Origin of the sequence: Micromonospora jinlongensis, from assembly GCF_013410645.1 — a bacterium.
GTDB lineage: Bacteria > Actinomycetota > Actinomycetes > Mycobacteriales > Micromonosporaceae > Micromonospora > Micromonospora zamorensis.
In genome coordinates, this window is the sequence record NZ_JACCHK010000001.1 from 3501187 (window position 1) to 3519261 (window position 18075).

Here is an 18075-nt window from a genome sequence, read left to right on the forward strand (position 1 = left end):
GTGCCGGACCTTGCGTGGCCCGGCAGCCGTTTTGCGGAGTACACCATCGCATAGGGGAACATGGCTTGGCGATAGCTGCCGGCGGTACTTGTATCTGGCTTAAACCGCTCGAACCGCTCGCTTGTTCCCATCCCGGGCTTCATCGCCCGTTTCCTCCATCATTCCCGCCTTTGACTGTACCGGAGGGCCACCATTTCGGCTCACTGAGCGGCGTGCTATCGGCCACTCTGTCCGATTGCCAGCGCAGCGATGTTGCTCAACGGCAGCTCAACAGCTTCGGCACGGGTGAACCACCCGGCCCTCGCCGTCGAGCCCCCTGCGGATTCGGTGACCACCGCATCGGTAGGTACGTCCACCAGCACCCGATAAATCACCCGTACGCCGTGCCAGTCCAACGGCCGACCCTCCGGGCCGAGTGCGGCAGGGTTGTGCAGATTGTCCACCCCGAGAAGCTCCACCACCCGGCCGAGCTGACCACCCTCCTCGACCAGCTCCCGGAGCAACCCGGTGGTGGGCTGCTCACCGTGATCGGTACCCCCACCGGGCAGGTGCCACAAGCCAGCCCCCGGATAGCCGTCCGCGATCTGCGTGAGCAGGATCCGCCCGGCCGGATCGGTCACCAGCCCGTACGCCCCGAAGCGCAGCCGGCGGTCGGGGTGCGGCGGCGGAAACGACTGATCCGGCCGGTGCGTCCCGGGCGGCAGCGGCGTGACCGGCAGGCCGAGCATTTCGGCGGTGAACGGTGTCAGCGACAACCCCGCCGCCTCGGCCAGGGTGAGCCAAGCAACGCGATCAACCAACCCACCACCGGCGTCAGCGGCCGGCCCGTCACCCAGCGAGCCGTCAGCCCTCGGACCGTCGCCCGTCGAGGCGTCAGCCACCGGCCCGGCGCCCAGCGCACTGTGGTCACCCAGCGAAGTGTCGCCCCGCAAGCCGCCGCCCGGCGAGCCGCCGCCCGGCGAGCCGCCGCCCGGCGAGCCTCCCTCCAACCTGCCGACACGCTGAGTCAACTCGAAGAACAGCCGGTCGGTGTGCAGCGAGACGCCCTCCGGATGACTGGTCACGTCCGCGACCACTGCACGCAGTCGACCCGCTGCAACGGTCAGCCCGGCCTGCTCGGCGACCGCCCGAACCACGGCACGCTCGGGATGCTCAGCATGCGCGACAGCACCTCCTGGCAGCCGCCACACCCCCGGAAACTCACCCTCGACCCCGTCCCGAACCACCAGCACCCGATCCCCGTCCCACAAAACCCCGTAAACCCCAACCCGCCGCAAGAACCCCATCCCAGCCCACTCCCGCCCGCCCACAAAACCCACCCCGGAACCCACCCGCCGATCATGAAGTTATAGCCGTCCATCTCGGCGTGTCCTGACAATAACTTCATGATCAACGGGGGCGAGGCGGGTAGGAGGGGTGGAGGGGCACGACAGGACCGGACCAGCGCGGCGCGGACCGACAGGACCGGACCAGCGCCGCGCGGACCGACAGGACCGGACCAGCGCCGCGCGGACCGACAGGACCGGACCGGCAGGGCCTGCGCCAGCGGTGCCCGTACTGTCACGGGCGGGCACCGCCGCCGGGCCAACCAGTGGCGCCGACCGTCCGTGCCGGGCTGACTTCTAACCGCCTCAGCTCGGTAGGACCGGCCCCTTACCTGACGGCCGCCCCTTCTGCCCCGATGTGTCCGTGCTGTGATGAATCGCCGCGCTGCTACAAGGCCGCGCGGGCGATGATCGACTCGGTTTTGCGGAAATCGGGGTGTCCTGGTGCTGGGGATACCGCGACTTCAATGAAAGCGAGTCGATCATTCGGCCGCAGCACTTCGCCGTGGGATTGCCGGGTGTCCACACCCGATCGGCCCGCGAAGCGCGCACGACCGCACGACCGCACGACCTCACGACCCCACGACCGTAAACCCCACGAGCGCACGACCGGACGACCACACGACCGCACGACCGTAAGACCCCACGACCCAACGACCCAACGAGCCCACGACCGCACGAGCCCACGACCCCTCGACCGCACGACCCCACGAGCGCAAGACCGCACGACCCCACAAGCGCGGACCGGACGACCGCACGCAACGGGCACACCCGGACGCCAGGCAGCGCGGATACTCACGGGCCTGGCGCGAGACCAGCGGAACCAGCATCACCGCAGGCCACAGCGGCGCCAGAAAGAGGGCCGGCTGACCAGCGGTCAGGTGAGTTGGGCGGCTTGGACTGCTTCGGCGGTCACCTCGGTGAGGTGGTGGGTGGGGAGAGCGCCCAACTCCTCGCGCCCGAACCAGCGGGCCTCACAGGTGGAGCCGCCCACGTCGGCCACGGTCAGCGGGTTGGGTTGGTCGACGACGACGCGGTAGAAGGCGCGCACCCCGTGCCAGTCGATCGGGTAGCCCTCGGGACCGAGTGACGCGGCGTCGCGGTGGCTGGCCACTCCGAGAAGCTCGACCAGGCGGCCGGTCTGCCCGGTCTCCTCGACCAGTTCGCGGATGAGGGCCGCTCCGGGCTGCTCGCCGTAGTCGGTGCCGCCACCGGGCAGGTGCCAGCAGCCGGCGCCGGGGTAGCCGTCGGAGACCCGGGTGAGCAGCACCCGGCCGGCCGGGTCGGTGCAGACGGCGTACGCGGCGAAGCGCTGCGCCCGGTGCAGCCCGTCCGGGCCGGGCACCGCGTAGAACGAGGGGAACTCGGGCGCCTCGTCGGGCACCACGTCGGCCGAGGAGGCGGGCAGCCCGAGGGCGCGTGCGGTGAACGAGCGCAGGGGCAGCTCGCGCGCCTCGTCGAGCGTGTACCAGCGGGCCAGGTCGGTGGGGCGCTCGCCGACCCGGTCGGCCAGTGTGCCGCCACGCACCGCCACCCGGTAGATCAACCGGTCGGTGTGGATGGTGATGCCGCGGTCCGGCAGTGCGCGCATGTCGGCGAGCACGTCGGCCAGGCCGGAGACGGCGACCGAGAGGCCGGTCTCGGCGGCGGTTTCCCGGACGACCGTGTGGTTCGGGTCCTCGCCGTGGTCGACCGCCCCGCCAGGCAGCGACCACGTGCCGGGGGTGCCGGAGCGCTCCGATGCGCGGACCAGCAAGACTCGGCCTCTTGAATCAGCACAAACTGCGTATGCCGCGATCCTGCGGAGCGGCTCCAGCAAGGTGGTCACGGGACCAAATTCTCCCCGCGCCTGGTTACCGGAACGGAAAAGAGTCGGATTCCTGACTGTCTGACACCGATCAGGGATCGGTCAGGGTAAGGATCCGGGCGGTCACCGAGGGCGGGCCGGCCGCCAGCGCGGACAGTGGGGTCATGACATCGACCACCGCTCCCCACGCCCCGTACAAGCAGCTCCGGCGACCCACCACCGACCGCATGGTCGCGGGTGTCGCCAGCGGCGTCGGCCGCTACTTCGCCATCGATCCCACTCTGGTCCGGGTGCTCTTCGCGGTCAGCGGCCTGCTCACCGGCGGGCTGGCGCTGTTCGCGTACCCGATCATGTGGTTTCTGATGCCGGAGGAGCCCACCGGCGCGCCGGCCTGGCCGCACCCGGCGGGCACCGCGCCGCAGCCCACCGCCACGCCGCAGCCCACCGCCAGGCCCGCGCCCGGCGGTCCGCAACAGGGGTACGCCCCGACGCCGCCCTACCCGCCGACGACCCCGTTCAACACGCCGCCGGCTGCCTGACCGGCGCCTACTCCCACTCGATGGTGCCCGGCGGCTTGCTGGTCACGTCCAGGACCACTCGGTTCACCTCAGCCACCTCGTTGGTGATCCGGGTGGAGATCCGGGCAACCACCTCGTAGGGCAGTCGTGACCAGTCAGCGGTCATGGCGTCCTCGCTGGAGACGGGGCGCAGCACCACGGGGTGCCCGTAACTGCGCCCGTCTCCCTGCACACCGACGCTGCGGACGTCGGCGAGCAGCACCACCGGGAACTGCCAGACGCCCCGGTCCAGGCCGGCGGCGGTCAGCTCCTCGCGGGCGATCAGGTCGGCCTCGCGGAGCAGGTCGAGGCGCTCCTGGTTGACCGCGCCGATGATCCGGATGGCCAGGCCGGGGCCGGGGAACGGGTGCCGCCAGACCATCGCCTCGGGCAGGCCCAACTGGAGGCCGAGCGCCCGGACCTCGTCTTTGAAGAGGGTGCGCAGCGGCTCGACCAGGGCGAACTTCAGGTCCTCGGGCAGACCGCCGACGTTGTGGTGGCTCTTGATGTTGGCGGTGCCGGTGCCGCCGCCAGACTCCACCACATCGGGGTAGAGGGTGCCCTGGACGAGGAACTCGACGTCGCCGTGCGACGCGATCTCGCGGGCGGCGGCCTCGAAGACCCGGATGAACTCCCGGCCAATGATCTTGCGCTTCTGCTCCGGGTCGGTCACGTCGGCCAGCGCGCCGAGGAACCGTTCGGTGGCGTCGACCACCTTCAGCTTGATGCCGGTGGCGGCGACGTAGTCCTTCTCGACCTGCTCGGCTTCACCGGCGCGCAGCAGACCGTGGTCGACGAAGACGCAGGTGAGCTGGTCACCGACCGCCTTGTGCACCAGCGCGGCGGCGACCGCGGAGTCCACCCCGCCGGACAGGCCGCAGATGACCTCCTTGTCGCCGACCTGGGCGCGGATCCGGGCAACCTGCTCGTCGATGATGTTCTCGGGCGTCCAGGTCGGCTCGATGCCGGCGATGTCGTACAGGAAGCGGGTCAGCATCTCCTGGCCGTGCGCGGTGTGCCCGACCTCCGGGTGGAACTGCACGCCGGCACGCCGGCCGGCCACGTCCTCGAAAGCGGCGACCGGCGCGCCCGCCGACTCGGCGGTCACCGTGAAGCCCGCGGGCGCCTCGGTGACGGCGTCACCGTGGCTCATCCAGACGGGCAGGTCCGCCGGGAGGTCGCGCAGCAGCACACCGGGTTCGAGCAGGCGGGGGCGAAGCGGCGTGCCGCCGTACTCGCGGTTGCCGGTCTTCGCGACAGTGCCGCCGAGCGCCTGGGCCATCGCCTGGAAGCCGTAGCAGATGCCGAAGACCGGCACGTCGGCGCTGAACACGCCCGCGTCGATCTGCGGTGCGTCCGGTGCGTAGACGCTGGCGGGGCCACCGGAGAGGATGATCGCGGCGGGGTTCTTCGCCAGCATCTCGGCGATCGGCATCGAGTGCGGCACGATCTCGGAGTAGACCTTCGCCTCACGGACCCGGCGCGCGATGAGCTGGGCGTACTGGGCTCCGAAGTCCACCACGAGGACGGGGCGAGGCAGGCTCATGTGCGCAAATCCTACCGACAGTCACGGACGCGTCTGGCACGGGCTCGCCCACCACGCCCGCCGGCCTCAGGGCCGCAGCGCGCCCGGGGCGTCCGTCGGCACCGCCGGGTGGTGCGGGGGTACGGGTGCCAGCCGGCGGTACGGGGACCCGAGCGTCGGGCGGGGGTCCTCCTCGCCCCGGTTGGGCCAGAAGGACATCGCCCGTTCCGCCTGCGCGGTGATCGTCAACGACGGGTTCACGCCGAGGTTGGCCGAGACCGCCGCGCCGTCGACGACGTGCAGCCCGGGGTGCCCGTACACCCGGTGCCAGGGGTCGACCACCCCGTCGGCCGGGGTGGCGCCGATGGCCGCCCCGCCGAGGATGTGCGCGGTCACCGGGATGTCGAACGGCTCGGTGAGGGAGCCGCCGGGGGTCCCGCCGATCTCGTCGGCGAGCAGTCGGGCCGCGGTGTTGCCGGCCGGGATCCAGGTCGGGCTCGGGGTGCCGTGGCCCGGGCCGGTGACCAGTCGACGACCGAACAAGCCGCGCCGCCACCGGGTGGTCAGTGAGTTGTCCACCGACTGCATCACCAGGGCGATCACCGTCCGCTCCGACCAGCCGCGCACGGACAGCATCCGGACGGCCAGCCGTGGCTGGCGCGCGATGCTGCCCAGCCAGCGGCGTACCCGGTGGGGGCCGCCGTCGACCAGCAGCGACTGGAGCAGCCCCATCGCGTTGGAGCCGCGCCCGTAGCGGACCGGTTCGATGTGGGTCTGCGGGTCGGGGTGGAACGAGCTGGTGATCGCCACGCCGTCGGTGAAGTCCAGCCCTTCGGCCCGGGCCTGCTGGCGTGCCACCGAGGCACCCAGGATCGCCTCCGAGTTGGTCCGGGTCAGCTCGCCCAGGCGGGGCGAGAGCCCGGGCAGCACGCCGTCGTCCTTCATGGCGTGCAGCAGCCGTTGGGTGCCGAGCGCTCCGGCGGCGAACACCACCTGGTCGGCGTGGATCACCTGGCGACGGTGACGCACCCAGGCGCCGGTGCGGACGGTGTGCACCTCGTACCCGCCCTCCGCGGCGGGTTTGACGGCGGTCACCGTGGTCAGCGGGTGCACGATGGCGCCCAGCCGCTCGGCGAGCCAGAGATAGTTCTTGACCAGGGTGTTCTTCGCCCCGTGCCGGCAGCCGGTCATGCACCCGCCGCAGTGCGAGCAGCCGGTGCGCTCAGGACCGGCGCCGCCGAAGTAGGGGTCGGCGACCCGCTCGCCGGGGCGGCCGATGTGCACGCCCACCGGGGTGGCGTGGAAGGTGTGCCCCACCCCCATCCGCTCGGCCACCGCCCGCATGGCCCGGTCCGCGCCGGTGTTCACCGGGTACGTGGTGACGCCGAGCATCCGCTTCGCCTGGTCGTAGTGGCGGGTCAACTCGTCGCGCCAGTCGGTGATGTCCCGCCACTGCGGGTCCGTGTAGAAGGCCGGCAGCGGCTCGTAGAGGGTGTTCGCGTAGACCAGTGAGCCGCCACCCACCCCGGCTCCGGAGAGCACCAGCACACCACCGCCGGAGCGCTTCGCGGCCGGGCGGAGCAGGGTGATCCGCTGGATGCCGTAGCAGCCCAGCTTCGGCGCCCACAGGAACCGGCGGGCGCGCCAGGACGTCTGCGGGAACTCGTCGTCGGCGAAGCGCCGGCCGGCTTCCAGCACAGCGACGGAATAGCCCTTTTCGGCCAGCCGGAGCGCGGTGACGCTGCCGCCGAAGCCGGACCCGATGACGACCACGTCATACCGCATGGATGCATCATTACTCGCGAGTAGCGCTCGCGCTAGCGCCCGTTTTTGCGCGATCATGCTCCGGCCGACCGACCCGGCGCCTTCCGGCCGCAACCCGGAGCACCCGTCGGAGCGTTGTTCACCAGACGGGTGGAGGGAATTTCAGATGATCCTCGGGTCGATGGCGCCGCGCCGACGGTGGTTGCTGCTGGGGTTGACGGCCCTCGCCGCCGTCGCGCTGATCGCGGCCGGCACGGTGGTGATCACCCGGCTGACCAGCGACAACAAACCGGGTGGCGCTCCGGTGGCCGGTTCGCCGACGCCGACGCCGATCGCGACGCCCACCCCGAGCCCCAGCGGCCCACCGCCGGGCGCCGACATCACCGGCCCGCTCAACCTGCTGCTGGTCGGTGTGGACACCCGGGTCAGCGTGCCCGGATGGGAACCGCACTCGGACGCCGTGTTGGTGCTGCACGTGCCGAAGGGGTTGGGCCAGGCGTACCTCTTCTCGCTCCCCCGCGACCTGCTGGTGGACATCCCGGCGTTCCCGAAGGCCGGCTACAAGGGTGGCAAGACCAAGCTCACCCACGCGATGAGCTTCGGCAGCCGGGTGCCGGGCAAACCCAAGGAGCCGAGCACGGCCCAGGGGTACGAGCTGCTGCGCAGCACGGTCGCCGGGTACACCGGGTTGCGGATCGACGCCGGCGCGGTGCTCACGTTCAACGGGTTCGACAAGCTGGTCAACGCGCTGGGCGGAGTGGACATCTACGTCGACCAGCGGGTCGAGTCGATGCACCGCCGACCGGACGGCAAGTACCGGGAGAGCGTGCCGGGCGGTTACACCGGTCCGCAGCAGGTCTACGAGAAGGGTGAGCAGCACCTCAACGGCTGGCAGGCACTGGACTACGCGCGGCAGCGCTACATCACCGGCGGCGACTACGCCCGGCAGCGTCACCAGCAGCAACTGATCAAGGCACTGACCAGCAAGATCCTGGACGAGGGTCTGGCCCGGCAACCGGAGCGGGTCGACCAGGTCGTCGCGGCGCTGGGTGACACGCTGATCTACGTGGGTGGGCGGCGGATCGTCGACATCGCGTACGCCCTCGGTGGAATGCCGGACAACAAGTTCGTGCTCGTCGGCCTGCCCGGGTCCGGCGTCGGCAAGGGCAGCGCCTACCGCGGCGAACAGCTCACCGCCGTCGGCCGGAAGTTCATCACCGAACTCCGCGCCGGCCGCGCCGACGCCTACCTCGCCGCCAACCCCACCCTGGTCGTCAGGAACTGACCCCGCTCAGAGCCGCTTGGGCAGGGCCGGCTTCTTCGTGCCGTACAACCAGGCGTCGAAGAGCGCGTCGAGCTGCTCGCCGGAGATGCGCTCGGCGAGGGCGACGAACTCGGCCGTGGTGGCGGTGCCGTTGCGCTTCTCCGCCGCCCAGGTCTTGACGATCTCGAAAAACGCCTTGTCGCCCACTGCCACCCGCAGGGCGTGCAGGGTCATCCCGCCACGCTGGTAGACCGACTCGCTGAACAAGTCCTTGGCACCCGGCTTGCCCGGCGGCGTCTTCCACACCTGCGCGGACATCCGGGCGTACCGGTTGTCGAACGCCTCCTTGGCCGTGTACGTCCTGGTGTGCTCGGCCCAGAGCCACTCCGCGTACGTCGCGAAGCCCTCGTTGAGCCAGATGTCCTCCCACTTGGCCAGCGCGACGCTGTCACCGAACCACTGGTGCGCCAGCTCGTGCGCGACCACCTCGGTGTTCTCGCCCTGCCGGAAGAAGCCGGCGGAGTAGACCGGGCGGCTCTGCGTCTCCAGGGCGTACGAGATCCGGCTGTCGGTGACCACCACACCGCCGTACGCGTCGAACGGGTACGGCCCGAACACGCTCTCCAGGTAGTCGGCCACCTTGACGGTCTGGGCGATCGACGTGTCGGCTGCGCCCTTGGCCACGTTGGTGGCGACCGCGTTGTAGACCGGGCGGCCCTTGTGCTCGCCGGTGGTGATCCGGAACTTGCCGATCACCAACGTGCTCAGATAGCTCGCCATCGGCGACTTCTCCGACCACTTCCAGGTGGTCCAGCCGTCCTTGCTGGCCTTGCCGCCCGGCACGCCGTTGCTGACCGCGGTCAGACCGTCGGGCACGGTGACCTCGAAGTCGTACGCGGCCTTGTCGGACGGGTGGTCGTTGACCGGGTACCAGGTGCTGGCCGACTCGGGCTGTCCCAGGGCGATGGCACCGTCCGGGGTGTGCAGGAACCCGCCCTCACCGAGCGTCTCGTTCTTCAGCGGCTTCGGCACACCCTCGTAGGTGACCTCGGCGACGAACCCGTTGCCGTTGATCAGGCCGGAGGCCGGCTTGATCACCAGCTCGTTCCGCTTCCGCTCGTGGGTCGCCGGCGCGCCGTCCACGGTGACCGCGGTGACCGTCAGGCCGGCCAGGTCGAGGTTGAACGTCGACAGGTCGGTGGTCGCGGTGGCCTGCACGGTGGTCGTACCGGTCAACCGGTCCTTCGCCGGGTCGTAGCGCACCTTGACCGTGTACCGCCCGACGTCGTAGCCGCCGTTGCCGTAGGTCGGGAAGTAGGCGTCCCCGACCCCCTCGGCGCCGGCGGTGAACGTCCGTGACGGGGTGGGCGACGCGCTCGGCGCCGACGCCGCCTCCGGGGCCGACGAGTCGCATCCGGACAGTGCGAGCGCCCCGGTCACCAGCAGACCGACGCCCACCCGCAGGTCGTGCCGCGTCACCCGCATCTCGAACCTCCCCGGTACGGTCGCGGTGACGGCGTCCACCGCTCCGCGCGCGGACGGTCCCCCGTCGTACGCAGGCGGGAGCATATCGACCGGCGATCACGGCCCCGTCACGGCAGTGTGGGCGCTGATCCCCCCACCAACCAGGCGTCGAAGAGGGGTCGAAGCTGCCGACCCGCCACCCGCTCGGCCAGCGCGACGAGGTCCGAGGTGGTCGCGTTGCCCGCCGCCCGCTCACTCGTCCAGGTCCGCAGGATGCGGAAGAACGTGTCGTCACCGACGGTCCGGCGCAGGGCGTGCACCGCGAGCGCCCCCCGCTTGTAGACGGCCGTGCCGAACATCGACTCCCGGCCCGGCTCGACCGACGGCTGCGACCAGTCGGTCGCCGCGTACTGGAGCTCGAAGTTGCGTTGCGCGGTCCGGCCGCCGTCGTGCTCCTCCCACAGCCACTCCGCGTAGCTGGCGAAGCCCTCGTTGAGCCAGATGTCGCTCCACCTGGTCAGCGACACACTGTCGCCGAACCACTGGTGGGCCAGCTCGTGCGCCACCACACTCGGGTTGGGCCGGTCGTCGGTGAAGAAGGCAGGCCCGTAGACCGGGCGGGACTGCGTTTCCAGCGCGTACCCGATCCGGTCGTCGGCGACCACGATCCCGCCGTACGAGTCGAACGGGTACGGGCCGAAGCGGCTGGCCAGGAAATCGACTATCGCACCGGTACGGGCCAGCGAGCGGGCCGCGCCGCCGGTCGCGGGCAGGCTCGCCGCCACCGCCGTGACCATCGGCCGGCCGGCGTGCGTGCCGGTCACCACCCGGTAGTCGCCGATCACCAGGGTGCTCAGGTAACTGGCCATCGGGGCTCGCTCCGACCAGTGCCAGGTGGTCCAGCCGTCGGCGCTGTTCTTCGGGCCGGGCACCCCGTTGCTCAGTGCGGCCAGGCCGTCCGGGACGGTCACCGCCAGGTCGTAGCTGGCCTTGTCCGACGGGTGGTCGTTGACCGGGAACCAGGTGGCGGCCGAGTCGGGTTGGCCGAGCGCGACCGCGCCGTCGGCGGTGTGCAGGAAACCCCCGCTGCCCAACGACCCGTCGTCCACCGCCGTGGGCACACCCGCGTAGTCGACCGCCACGGTGAACTGCCGACCGCGTGGAAGCCCGGCGCGCGGGGTCACCACCAGCTCGCCGTCGCCGCGCCGGTGGTCGGCTCGTGCGTCGGCCACGGTGACCGCGCTGACGGTCAGGCCGGCCAGGTCCAGGTTGAACCGGGACAGGTCCTGGGTGGCCGTGGCCGTGATGACGGCGCGACCGGTCAACCGGTCCGTCGACGGGTCGTAGCGGACGTCGAGGTCGTAGTGCGAGACGTCGTAGCCGCCGTTGCCGCGCCCCGGCACGTAGGGGTCGCCCGCGTCGGCCGCACCGGGGCGGAAACCGTCGCTGTCGCCCGTACAACCGGTCGTGGCCAGTCCGACGACGCAGGTCAACGCGGCGGCGATGGCGGCCAACCGACTGCCGGCCGATCTCCGTCCAGTCCGGACCATGCACACCCCCTGCGGTACCTCCGGTCAGGACGAGCGTAGTCAGCGCCGCCGGCGACGCGGCCCGTATTGACGGTCATCAGTAACTTTCGTTGAATCAAACAAAAGTTGCCATCGATCGATACTTTCTTTCGACTTTGACCGACGTTAGTGTCGATCTCCGACCACCGTCGCGAAAGGTGGAACCATGCCAGACCACACCGCACCCGACGCCACCCCCACCGGCCGACTCAGCCGTCGGTCCCTGCTCGCCGCGTCCGCCGGCGCAGCCGCCGCAATCGGAGCGGCCGGCCTGCCGGTCCTCGCCACCGGCACCCCCGCGCTCGCCAAACCCAAGAGCAAGCTGCGCGTCGAGCCGCTGATCCCGGCGAAGAACCGCGGCATCATCCTCTACAGCGTCCGCGACCGGATCACCGCCGCGCCCGACGACAGTGGAGTGCCCTACGGTTTCGAGCGCGTCCTCGCCCGGCTCGCCGAGATCGGTTACAAGGAGATCGAGTTCGCCGGCTACACCCAGAGCACCGAGATCCTCGGCCGGCAGATCACCCCCACCGAGATCCGCAAGATCCTCGACGACAACGGTCTGGTGGCCAACGGCACCCACGCCTCGATCCAGCCGGCCACCTTCCAGCAGCAGCTCGACATCGCCGAGGAACTCGGCATGAAGAACATCGGCACCGGCAGCGACCCGACCAGCAGCGCGTACAAGGCCGAGTGGGATGCCGCCGCCGACATCTGGAACGAGCTGGGCCGGCAGGCCCGGGCCCGGGGCATGCGGCTGTACACGCACAACCACGACGCCGCGTACAGCTTCCTGATCGACCGCGGCCCGCGCGACGCGCAGGGCCGGCAGACCCGGTCGTCCGGCATCCGCCGGCTGGAGTACTTCTTCGAGATCACCGACCCGCGGTACGTCTTCTTCGAGCTCGACATCTACTGGGCCTACGTGGCCCGCTACAAGCACCAGAAGTACGTCAACCCGGCCGGCCAGGAAGTGACCGACCTGTTCGACCCGATCCTCACCGTGGCCGACCGGACCACCCGGTTCCCGCTCTTCCACGCCAAGGATGGCGACCGGGACACCAGCGTTCCCAACGGGTACCAGATGACCCCGCTGGGCGAGGGTGACCTCAACTTCCAGCAGTTCTTCCAGACCATCGGCGAGCGCAACTTCCACCACGCCAACTGGGAGATGGACACCGCCCCCGGCGGCGCCGACAACAAGGGCCAGTCGCTGGACTTCGCGGCCACCAGCTACCGCAACATGTCCGACCTCACCATCTACCTGGACAAGTGACTCCCGGCTGAACGCGACGAAGGCCGGCACCGCAGCATCGCGGGGCCGGCCTTCCGGCGTCTGAGAGAAGGGTCAGCGGTCGAGGACCAGGCCGACCTTCTGGAACTCCTTCAGGTCGCGGTAGCCGCACTTGGCCATCGCCCGACGCAACCCACCGAACAGGTTGAGCTGGCCGTCGGCCTCGTCGGCCGGCCCGAAGAGCAGCTCCTCCATCGACCCGAGCGGCTCACCGGCAACCTCGAACGCGCCCCGAGGCAGCGACGGGTGACTCGCCGCCGAGTGCCACCAGGCACCACCAGCGGGGGCCTCCTCGCAGAGCGACAGCGGCTCGCCGAGCATTACCGCATCCGCGCCACAGCCGAGCGCCTTGGCGATGTCACCCGAGGTCTGGATGTCACCGTCGGCGATGAGGTGCACGTACCGGCCGCCGGTCTCGTCGAGGTAGTCGCGACGGGCCGCCGCCGCATCCGCGATCGCGGTGGCCATCGGCACCCGGATCCCCAGCACCGACTCGGTCGTCGACCACTCGTCGCCACCGATGCCCACGATGACCCCGGCCGCGCCGGTACGCATCAGGTGCAGAGCGGTCTTGTAGTCTGTGCAACCGCCGACGATCACCGGCAGGTCGAGGTCGGCGATGAACTCCTTGAGGTTCAGCGGCTCGTCGGTGGTCGACACGTGCTCGGCCGAGACGATGGTGCCCTGGATGACCAGGATGTCCACCCCGGCGTCCAGGATCACCGGAGCCAGCGCCAGGGTGTGCTGCGGGGAGACCCGCACCGCCACGGTGCCGCCACCGGCGCGCAGCTCACGAACCCGCTCGGCGATCAGGTCCGGGCGGATCGGCTCGGCGTACACCTCCTGGAGCTTCTTGGTGGCGCGGGCGTCCTCGTCGAGGCCGGCCAGCTCCTCCAGCACCTTGGTCGGGTTCTCGTAGCGGGTCCAGAGCCCCTCGACGTTGAGCACACCGAGGCCGCCGAGCTGGCCGAGCCGCACCGCCGACGCAGGGCTCATGGTGGCGTCGGAGGGGTGGCCGACGCACGGGATACCGAACGGGTACGCGTCGAGCTGCCAGGAGGTGGAAACGTCGTCGACGTCCCTGGTCCGGCGGCTCGGCACGATGGCGATGTCGTCCAGGTGGTAGCCGCGCTGCGCGGTCTTGCCCAGCCCGATCTCGACCACGTCACGCATGGGGGACTCCAGGTGGTTGGGGGTGGTGGGTCAGCGGGTGTGGTAGTTGGGCGCCTCGACGGTCATCTGGATGTCGTGCGGGTGGCTCTCCTTCAGCCCGGCCGCGGTGATCCGGATGAGCTGGCCCCGGCGGTGCAGATCGGGGATGTTCTCCGCACCGGCGTATCCCATGGCCAGTCGCAACCCGCCGACCAGCTGGTGGGCGACCCGGGAGAGCGGCCCCCGGTAGGGCACCTGACCCTCGACGCCCTCCGGGACCAGCTTGTCGTCGCTGAGCACGTCCTGCTGGAAGTAGCGGTCCTTGCTGTACGACTTGGCCTGACCCCGGGACTGCATCGCGCCGAGCGACCCCATCCCGCGGTAGGTCTTGAACTGCTTGCCGTTGACGAAGATCAACTCGCCGGGGCTCTCCTCGCAGCCGGCCAGCAGGCTGCCGAGCATCACCGTGTCGGCACCGGCCACCAGGGCCTTGGCGATGTCGCCGGAATATTGGATGCCACCGTCGCCGATCACCGGCACGCCCGCCGGGCGGGCAGCCCGGGCCGCCTCCATGATCGCGGTCACCTGCGGCACGCCGACCCCGGCGACGATCCGGGTGGTGCAGATCGCGCCCGGACCCACGCCCACCTTGACGCCGTCGGCGCCGGCGTCGACCAGCGCCTTCGCGCCGGCGTACGTGGCCACGTTGCCGCCCATGATGTCGACCGTGACGTCGGCCTTGAGCCGGCGGACCATGTCCAGCACGGCCCGCTGGTGACCGTGCGCGGTGTCCACGATCAGCACGTCGACGCCCGCGTCGACCAGGGCACGGGCCCGCTTGTACGAGTCCTCGCCGACGCCGATGGCGGCGGCGACCCGGAGGCGGCCGGCGTCGTCCTTGCTGGCGTCCGGGTACTGCTCGCTCTTGGTGAAGTCCTTGACGGTGATCAGGCCACGCAGCCGGCCCGACTCGTCGACGATCGGCAGCTTCTCGACCTTGTGCTGGCGCAGCAGCGCGAGAGCGTCGTCCTTGCTCACGCCCACCCGGGCGGTGATCAACGGGGTGTGGGTCATGATCTCGCGGACCGGGGTGTCCGGCTCGGAGACGAAACGCATGTCGCGGTTGGTGACGATGCCGACCAGCTGGCCGTCGCCGTCCACCACCGGGACGCCGGAGATGCGGTAACGCCCGCACAGCTCGTCGACCTCGCGCAGCGTGTCGTTCGGGCTGGCGGTCACCGGATTGGTGATCATGCCGGACTCGGAGCGCTTGACCAGGTCGACCTGGAGCGCCTGGTCCTCCATCGAGAGGTTGCGGTGCAACACGCCGATGCCGCCCTGGCGGGCCATGGCGATCGCCATCCGGGCCTCGGTCACCGTGTCCATCGCGCTGGAGAGCAGCGGAATGGACAACTCGACGTTGCGGGTGAGCTTCGTCCGGGTGTTGACCCGGCTGGGCACCACGTCCGACTCGCCCGGCTGGAGCAGCACGTCGTCGAAGGTGAGGCCGAGCGGAACCACCCGGGCGGAGCCTGCCGGCAGCTCGGGCAGGTGGCCGCCCAGGTCGGCGTGCTCGACGCCGGCCGGAAGATCGGTGCTGGGCGAATTTTCCACGATTGCTCCCCTGAGCTGCTCGGATGGGCTTCAGCGAGGTGGCGCGGGCGGGCACCGGAGCGCGCCACGGTGCCGGCACGTCGCCTCATCGTACCCAGTGACCTGGGCGACCCGTCTGTGGCGGCCCGGCCCGGCGCACGGCCCGGGGGCGGACGGCCGCGCCGCGTTGGGTCTACGGTGAAGGGGTGCACGACGAGCCCATCGACCCGTTCAATGGCGACCCGGCCGATCCCACCGCGGGTCTGGATGAGCCGGGCGATGACCCGACGCCGGATCCGCTGACCGACGTCGAGCGGCAGGACGTGCTGGAAGACCTCGCCGACCTGGAGATCTACCAGGCCCTGCTCGCCCCGATCGGGGTCCGTGGCCTGGTGATCGAATGCGAGGACTGCCGAGAGCCGCACTACTTCGACTGGGACCTGCTCCGGGGCAACCTGCGCCACCTGCTCAACTCGGGCCGGCCCCGGGTGCACGAGCCCGCGTACGACCCCGACCCGGACCACTACGTGACCTGGGACTACGCCCGTGGCTACGCCGACGGCGTGCACGACACCCTGACCGAGGGCACCGAGGACGAGCCGGGCACCCCGACCGCAACGCAGTGACGGCCGGGCGCGTGGACGCCTTTTGATGGTGTCGTACGGCGCGGGCCGGTGACCGCGGCTTGCGGCGCGGTGACCGTGGCTAGCGGCGCGGTGACCGTGGCTAGCGGCGCGGCGCGGCGCGATGACAGTGGCGTGCGGCGCGGCGTGTGCCGGGGGTGATGGCGTGCGGCGCCTCCCTCAGGCGACCAGCCCGGCGCGGAAGCCGGCTGCCACCGCGTGCGCCCGGTCCCGGGCCCCAAGCTTGCGGAACAACCGGCGAGCGTGCGTCTTGACCGTGTCTTCCGAGACGAACAACTCCCGGCCGATCTCCGCGTTGCTCTTACCCTCGGCCATGCCGAGCAGCACCTGAAGCTCCCGCTCGGTGAGCCCGATCGACGCCCGGGTGGGCCGGGCGTTCGCGGCGGGCCGGGCCGGATCGGTCTGGTCGGCCGACGACTCGCCGGTCGCCGACTCGGCCTCGTCGTCCCCCCGCTGCACCGGCACCGACGGCATCCCCGCCGACCCTTCGCCGGGCGTGGCCGACCAGCCGGGCTCGCCGGAGCCACGCGGCGACGGCCCGGAGCGACCGGAACCGCCCACCGCCGCGGCATCCCGGGCCGGATCGGTGATCCGCTGCCGGGAGGCCCGACCGGGTGCCGTGAGCAGCAGGAGGGCCTTGGCCACCGCGCTGGTCAGATCGTGGTCGACGTTCTGAATGAGCCCTCGGGCACCAGCGCTGATGGTGGCCGCCGCCGCCTCGGACTCCTCGGTGCCGAGCAGCAGCACCGCGGCCTGCGGCGCGCGGGCCAGGACCCGACGAACGAAGCCGGCGCTGTCCGGCCGGGTGAGGGCCGTGTCGGCCAACACGACGTCGGCCGGTCGCTCGGCCAGCCGCAGCATCACCTCAGGATCGGAGACTGCGGTACGAACGATTGCTGACAACCCCAGCCGCGCGGCAGCAGAAGCAAGGTGCTGGGCCGCGAGTGGTGTCCGAACGCACACAAGGACGGTACGCACTGTGGTCTCCTCTCCGCCAACGAGCAGACCATGACGGGGTCAGCTGGGGAGGGGGTTCCCGGCAATCCTTTGAACTTTTCCGACAGATGGGGCAAAAGCCGCAATTTGTAGGACGTTTTCGATCACACACGTGTGAGTCGGCTGCGGCCCGGGTACCGGGATGTCCAGGCCGGGAACGGTGCGCCTGCGCGGCCCGCCGCCCGGATGCCGGCCACAAGGATTCTCGCGGAGCCGCGCGGGAGGAGGGGTGCTGATGTCGAACGTACGTAGACTGCCCGGACCCATCGTCGATCTCTGGGACTGGCAACGGCTCGGTGCCTGCCGAGGGCGGGACAGCGCCCAGTTCTTCCACCCGGACGGCGAGCGCGGCTCCTCCCGACTGCGTCGCGAGTCCGCCGCCAAGTCGGTCTGTCGCGCCTGCCCGGTCCGGGCCGAGTGCGCCGCACACGCGCTGTCGGTCCGTGAGCCGTACGGCGTGTGGGGTGGCTTCAGCGAGTCGGAACGACTGCGACTGCTCGCCGTCGGCTGGGAGGACCTGGCAGACCGCCGGCACGCCCGGGTCGACGTCGCACGGCTGGAGGCCCGACTGGGCCACCCGCACAAGTCAGCCATCCCAGTCCAACGCAACGTCGCCTGACCCGACACGTACCTGACGTCCGCGAAACCGCGTCCCTGGTTCGGGGGCGCGGTTTCGACGTCCCCGGGGCCCTTGGGCGACTCGACGCTCTCGGAGCCCTGGACGGCTCGACGCCGTCGGGGCCCTGGGCGGCTCGACATCCCCGACCCTAGGCGGATCGGCCTCCCGCCCGGTCTCGCCAAAAATCCGCATGATCGACACGGGTTCAATGATGTCGGGGTATCCCACCGCCTCGGACACCCCGACTTCGGCAAAGCCGAGTGGATCATGCCCAGAACGAACGGGCTGAGCCGACCGCACGGCCGCATGGGGGGTTTGTCCGGTTTGAGGGGTTAAGCCGAGGGCGCCGATGACCGCGGCACGAGGTTCGAGGCCTTCGGGGCCTTTGGCCAGTGACCGGTCGCACCCGTGGATCGGAATGATGGCCGGGGCGGGGTCGTTACATACCCTGACGATCGCAGGACCACCGGCTCACCGGCCCGCCAGGGTTGGAAACGCTGGTA

The 18075-nt window shown here is 70.8% G+C and carries 14 protein-coding genes; 5 read left to right on the top strand and 9 right to left on the bottom strand.

Annotation, left to right across the window (positions count from 1 at the left end):
• Positions 1 to 215: 215 nt before the first annotated feature.
• Positions 216 to 1232: an NUDIX domain-containing protein gene (locus HNR22_RS15350; RefSeq protein ID WP_425488058.1), complete on the bottom strand. Its 1017-nt coding sequence runs from the start codon at positions 1230 to 1232 to the stop codon at positions 216 to 218.
• 970 nt (positions 1233 to 2202) lie between these two features.
• Positions 2203 to 3153: an NUDIX hydrolase gene (locus HNR22_RS15355; protein WP_099848569.1), complete on the bottom strand. Its 951-nt coding sequence runs from the start codon at positions 3151 to 3153 to the stop codon at positions 2203 to 2205.
• Positions 3154 to 3296: 143 nt separating this feature from the next.
• Here HNR22_RS15355 and HNR22_RS15360 point away from each other — a divergent pair, with 143 nt between their 5' ends.
• Complete coding sequence (locus HNR22_RS15360) at positions 3297 to 3671, top strand: PspC domain-containing protein (RefSeq protein WP_179780960.1); 375 nt, start codon at positions 3297 to 3299, stop codon at positions 3669 to 3671.
• Positions 3672 to 3678: 7 nt separating this feature from the next.
• Here HNR22_RS15360 and guaA read toward each other — a convergent pair whose 3' ends face one another.
• Positions 3679 to 5235 (bottom strand): glutamine-hydrolyzing GMP synthase, encoded by a 1557-nt coding sequence (gene guaA / locus HNR22_RS15365; protein WP_179780961.1) that lies wholly within the window; start codon positions 5233 to 5235, stop codon positions 3679 to 3681.
• A gap of 66 nt (positions 5236 to 5301) precedes the next feature.
• Positions 5302 to 6999, bottom strand: coding sequence for an FAD-dependent oxidoreductase (locus tag HNR22_RS15370; RefSeq protein ID WP_179780962.1), 1698 nt, complete (start codon positions 6997 to 6999; stop codon positions 5302 to 5304).
• Between the two features lie 145 nt (positions 7000 to 7144).
• On the opposite strand from HNR22_RS15370, the gene HNR22_RS15375 reads away from it, so the two are divergent.
• Complete coding sequence (locus tag HNR22_RS15375; protein WP_179780963.1) at positions 7145 to 8263, top strand: LCP family protein; 1119 nt, start codon at positions 7145 to 7147, stop codon at positions 8261 to 8263.
• 6 nt (positions 8264 to 8269) lie between these two features.
• On the opposite strand, the gene HNR22_RS15380 is transcribed toward HNR22_RS15375, so the two are convergent.
• Together HNR22_RS15380 and HNR22_RS15385 are read right to left on the bottom strand one after the other, a co-directional pair.
• Complete coding sequence (locus HNR22_RS15380) at positions 8270 to 9727, bottom strand: M1 family metallopeptidase (RefSeq protein WP_179780964.1); 1458 nt, start codon at positions 9725 to 9727, stop codon at positions 8270 to 8272.
• A 107-nt stretch (positions 9728 to 9834) separates the two neighbouring features.
• Positions 9835 to 11256, bottom strand: a complete 1422-nt coding sequence (locus tag HNR22_RS15385; RefSeq protein ID WP_179780965.1) for a M1 family metallopeptidase — start codon at positions 11254 to 11256, stop codon at positions 9835 to 9837.
• Positions 11257 to 11440: 184 nt separating this feature from the next.
• Here HNR22_RS15385 and HNR22_RS15390 point away from each other — a divergent pair, with 184 nt between their 5' ends.
• Positions 11441 to 12550 (top strand): sugar phosphate isomerase/epimerase family protein, encoded by a 1110-nt coding sequence (locus HNR22_RS15390; protein WP_099848583.1) that lies wholly within the window; start codon positions 11441 to 11443, stop codon positions 12548 to 12550.
• 72 nt (positions 12551 to 12622) lie between these two features.
• On the opposite strand, the gene HNR22_RS15395 is transcribed toward HNR22_RS15390, so the two are convergent.
• Together HNR22_RS15395 and guaB are read right to left on the bottom strand one after the other, a co-directional pair.
• Positions 12623 to 13741 (bottom strand): GuaB3 family IMP dehydrogenase-related protein, encoded by a 1119-nt coding sequence (locus tag HNR22_RS15395; protein ID WP_179780966.1) that lies wholly within the window; start codon positions 13739 to 13741, stop codon positions 12623 to 12625.
• 30 nt (positions 13742 to 13771) lie between these two features.
• Positions 13772 to 15334 carry an IMP dehydrogenase gene (gene guaB, locus HNR22_RS15400; protein ID WP_179780967.1) on the bottom strand — a complete coding sequence of 521 codons (1563 nt, stop codon included), beginning with the start codon at positions 15332 to 15334 and terminating at the stop codon, positions 13772 to 13774.
• Positions 15335 to 15519: 185 nt separating this feature from the next.
• Here guaB and HNR22_RS15405 point away from each other — a divergent pair, with 185 nt between their 5' ends.
• Complete coding sequence (locus HNR22_RS15405) at positions 15520 to 15939, top strand: DUF5319 domain-containing protein (protein ID WP_088950168.1); 420 nt, start codon at positions 15520 to 15522, stop codon at positions 15937 to 15939.
• A gap of 177 nt (positions 15940 to 16116) precedes the next feature.
• Here the strand turns inward: HNR22_RS15405 and HNR22_RS15410 are convergent, their stop codons facing one another.
• Positions 16117 to 16935: a LuxR C-terminal-related transcriptional regulator gene (locus HNR22_RS15410; protein WP_179780968.1), complete on the bottom strand. Its 819-nt coding sequence runs from the start codon at positions 16933 to 16935 to the stop codon at positions 16117 to 16119.
• 253 nt (positions 16936 to 17188) lie between these two features.
• Here HNR22_RS15410 and HNR22_RS15415 point away from each other — a divergent pair, with 253 nt between their 5' ends.
• Complete coding sequence (locus HNR22_RS15415; protein ID WP_179780969.1) at positions 17189 to 17572, top strand: WhiB family transcriptional regulator; 384 nt, start codon at positions 17189 to 17191, stop codon at positions 17570 to 17572.
• The last annotated feature ends 503 nt before the right edge of the window (positions 17573 to 18075 follow it).

Bases quoted from the DNA above. Each gene is read 5' to 3' on its own strand.
- HNR22_RS15360 (WP_179780960.1), top strand. From the start codon at position 3,297: ATGACATCGACCACCGCTCCCCACGCCCCGTACAAGCAGCTCCGGCGA.
- guaA (WP_179780961.1), bottom strand. From the start codon at position 5,235: ATGAGCCTGCCTCGCCCCGTCCTCGTGGTGGACTTCGGAGCCCAGTAC.
- HNR22_RS15370 (WP_179780962.1), bottom strand. From the start codon at position 6,999: ATGCGGTATGACGTGGTCGTCATCGGGTCCGGCTTCGGCGGCAGCGTC.
- HNR22_RS15375 (WP_179780963.1), top strand. From the start codon at position 7,145: ATGATCCTCGGGTCGATGGCGCCGCGCCGACGGTGGTTGCTGCTGGGG.
- HNR22_RS15380 (WP_179780964.1), bottom strand. From the start codon at position 9,727: ATGCGGGTGACGCGGCACGACCTGCGGGTGGGCGTCGGTCTGCTGGTG.
- HNR22_RS15385 (WP_179780965.1), bottom strand. From the start codon at position 11,256: ATGGTCCGGACTGGACGGAGATCGGCCGGCAGTCGGTTGGCCGCCATC.
- HNR22_RS15390 (WP_099848583.1), top strand. From the start codon at position 11,441: ATGCCAGACCACACCGCACCCGACGCCACCCCCACCGGCCGACTCAGC.
- HNR22_RS15395 (WP_179780966.1), bottom strand. From the start codon at position 13,741: ATGCGTGACGTGGTCGAGATCGGGCTGGGCAAGACCGCGCAGCGCGGC.
- HNR22_RS15415 (WP_179780969.1), top strand. From the start codon at position 17,189: ATGTCGAACGTACGTAGACTGCCCGGACCCATCGTCGATCTCTGGGAC.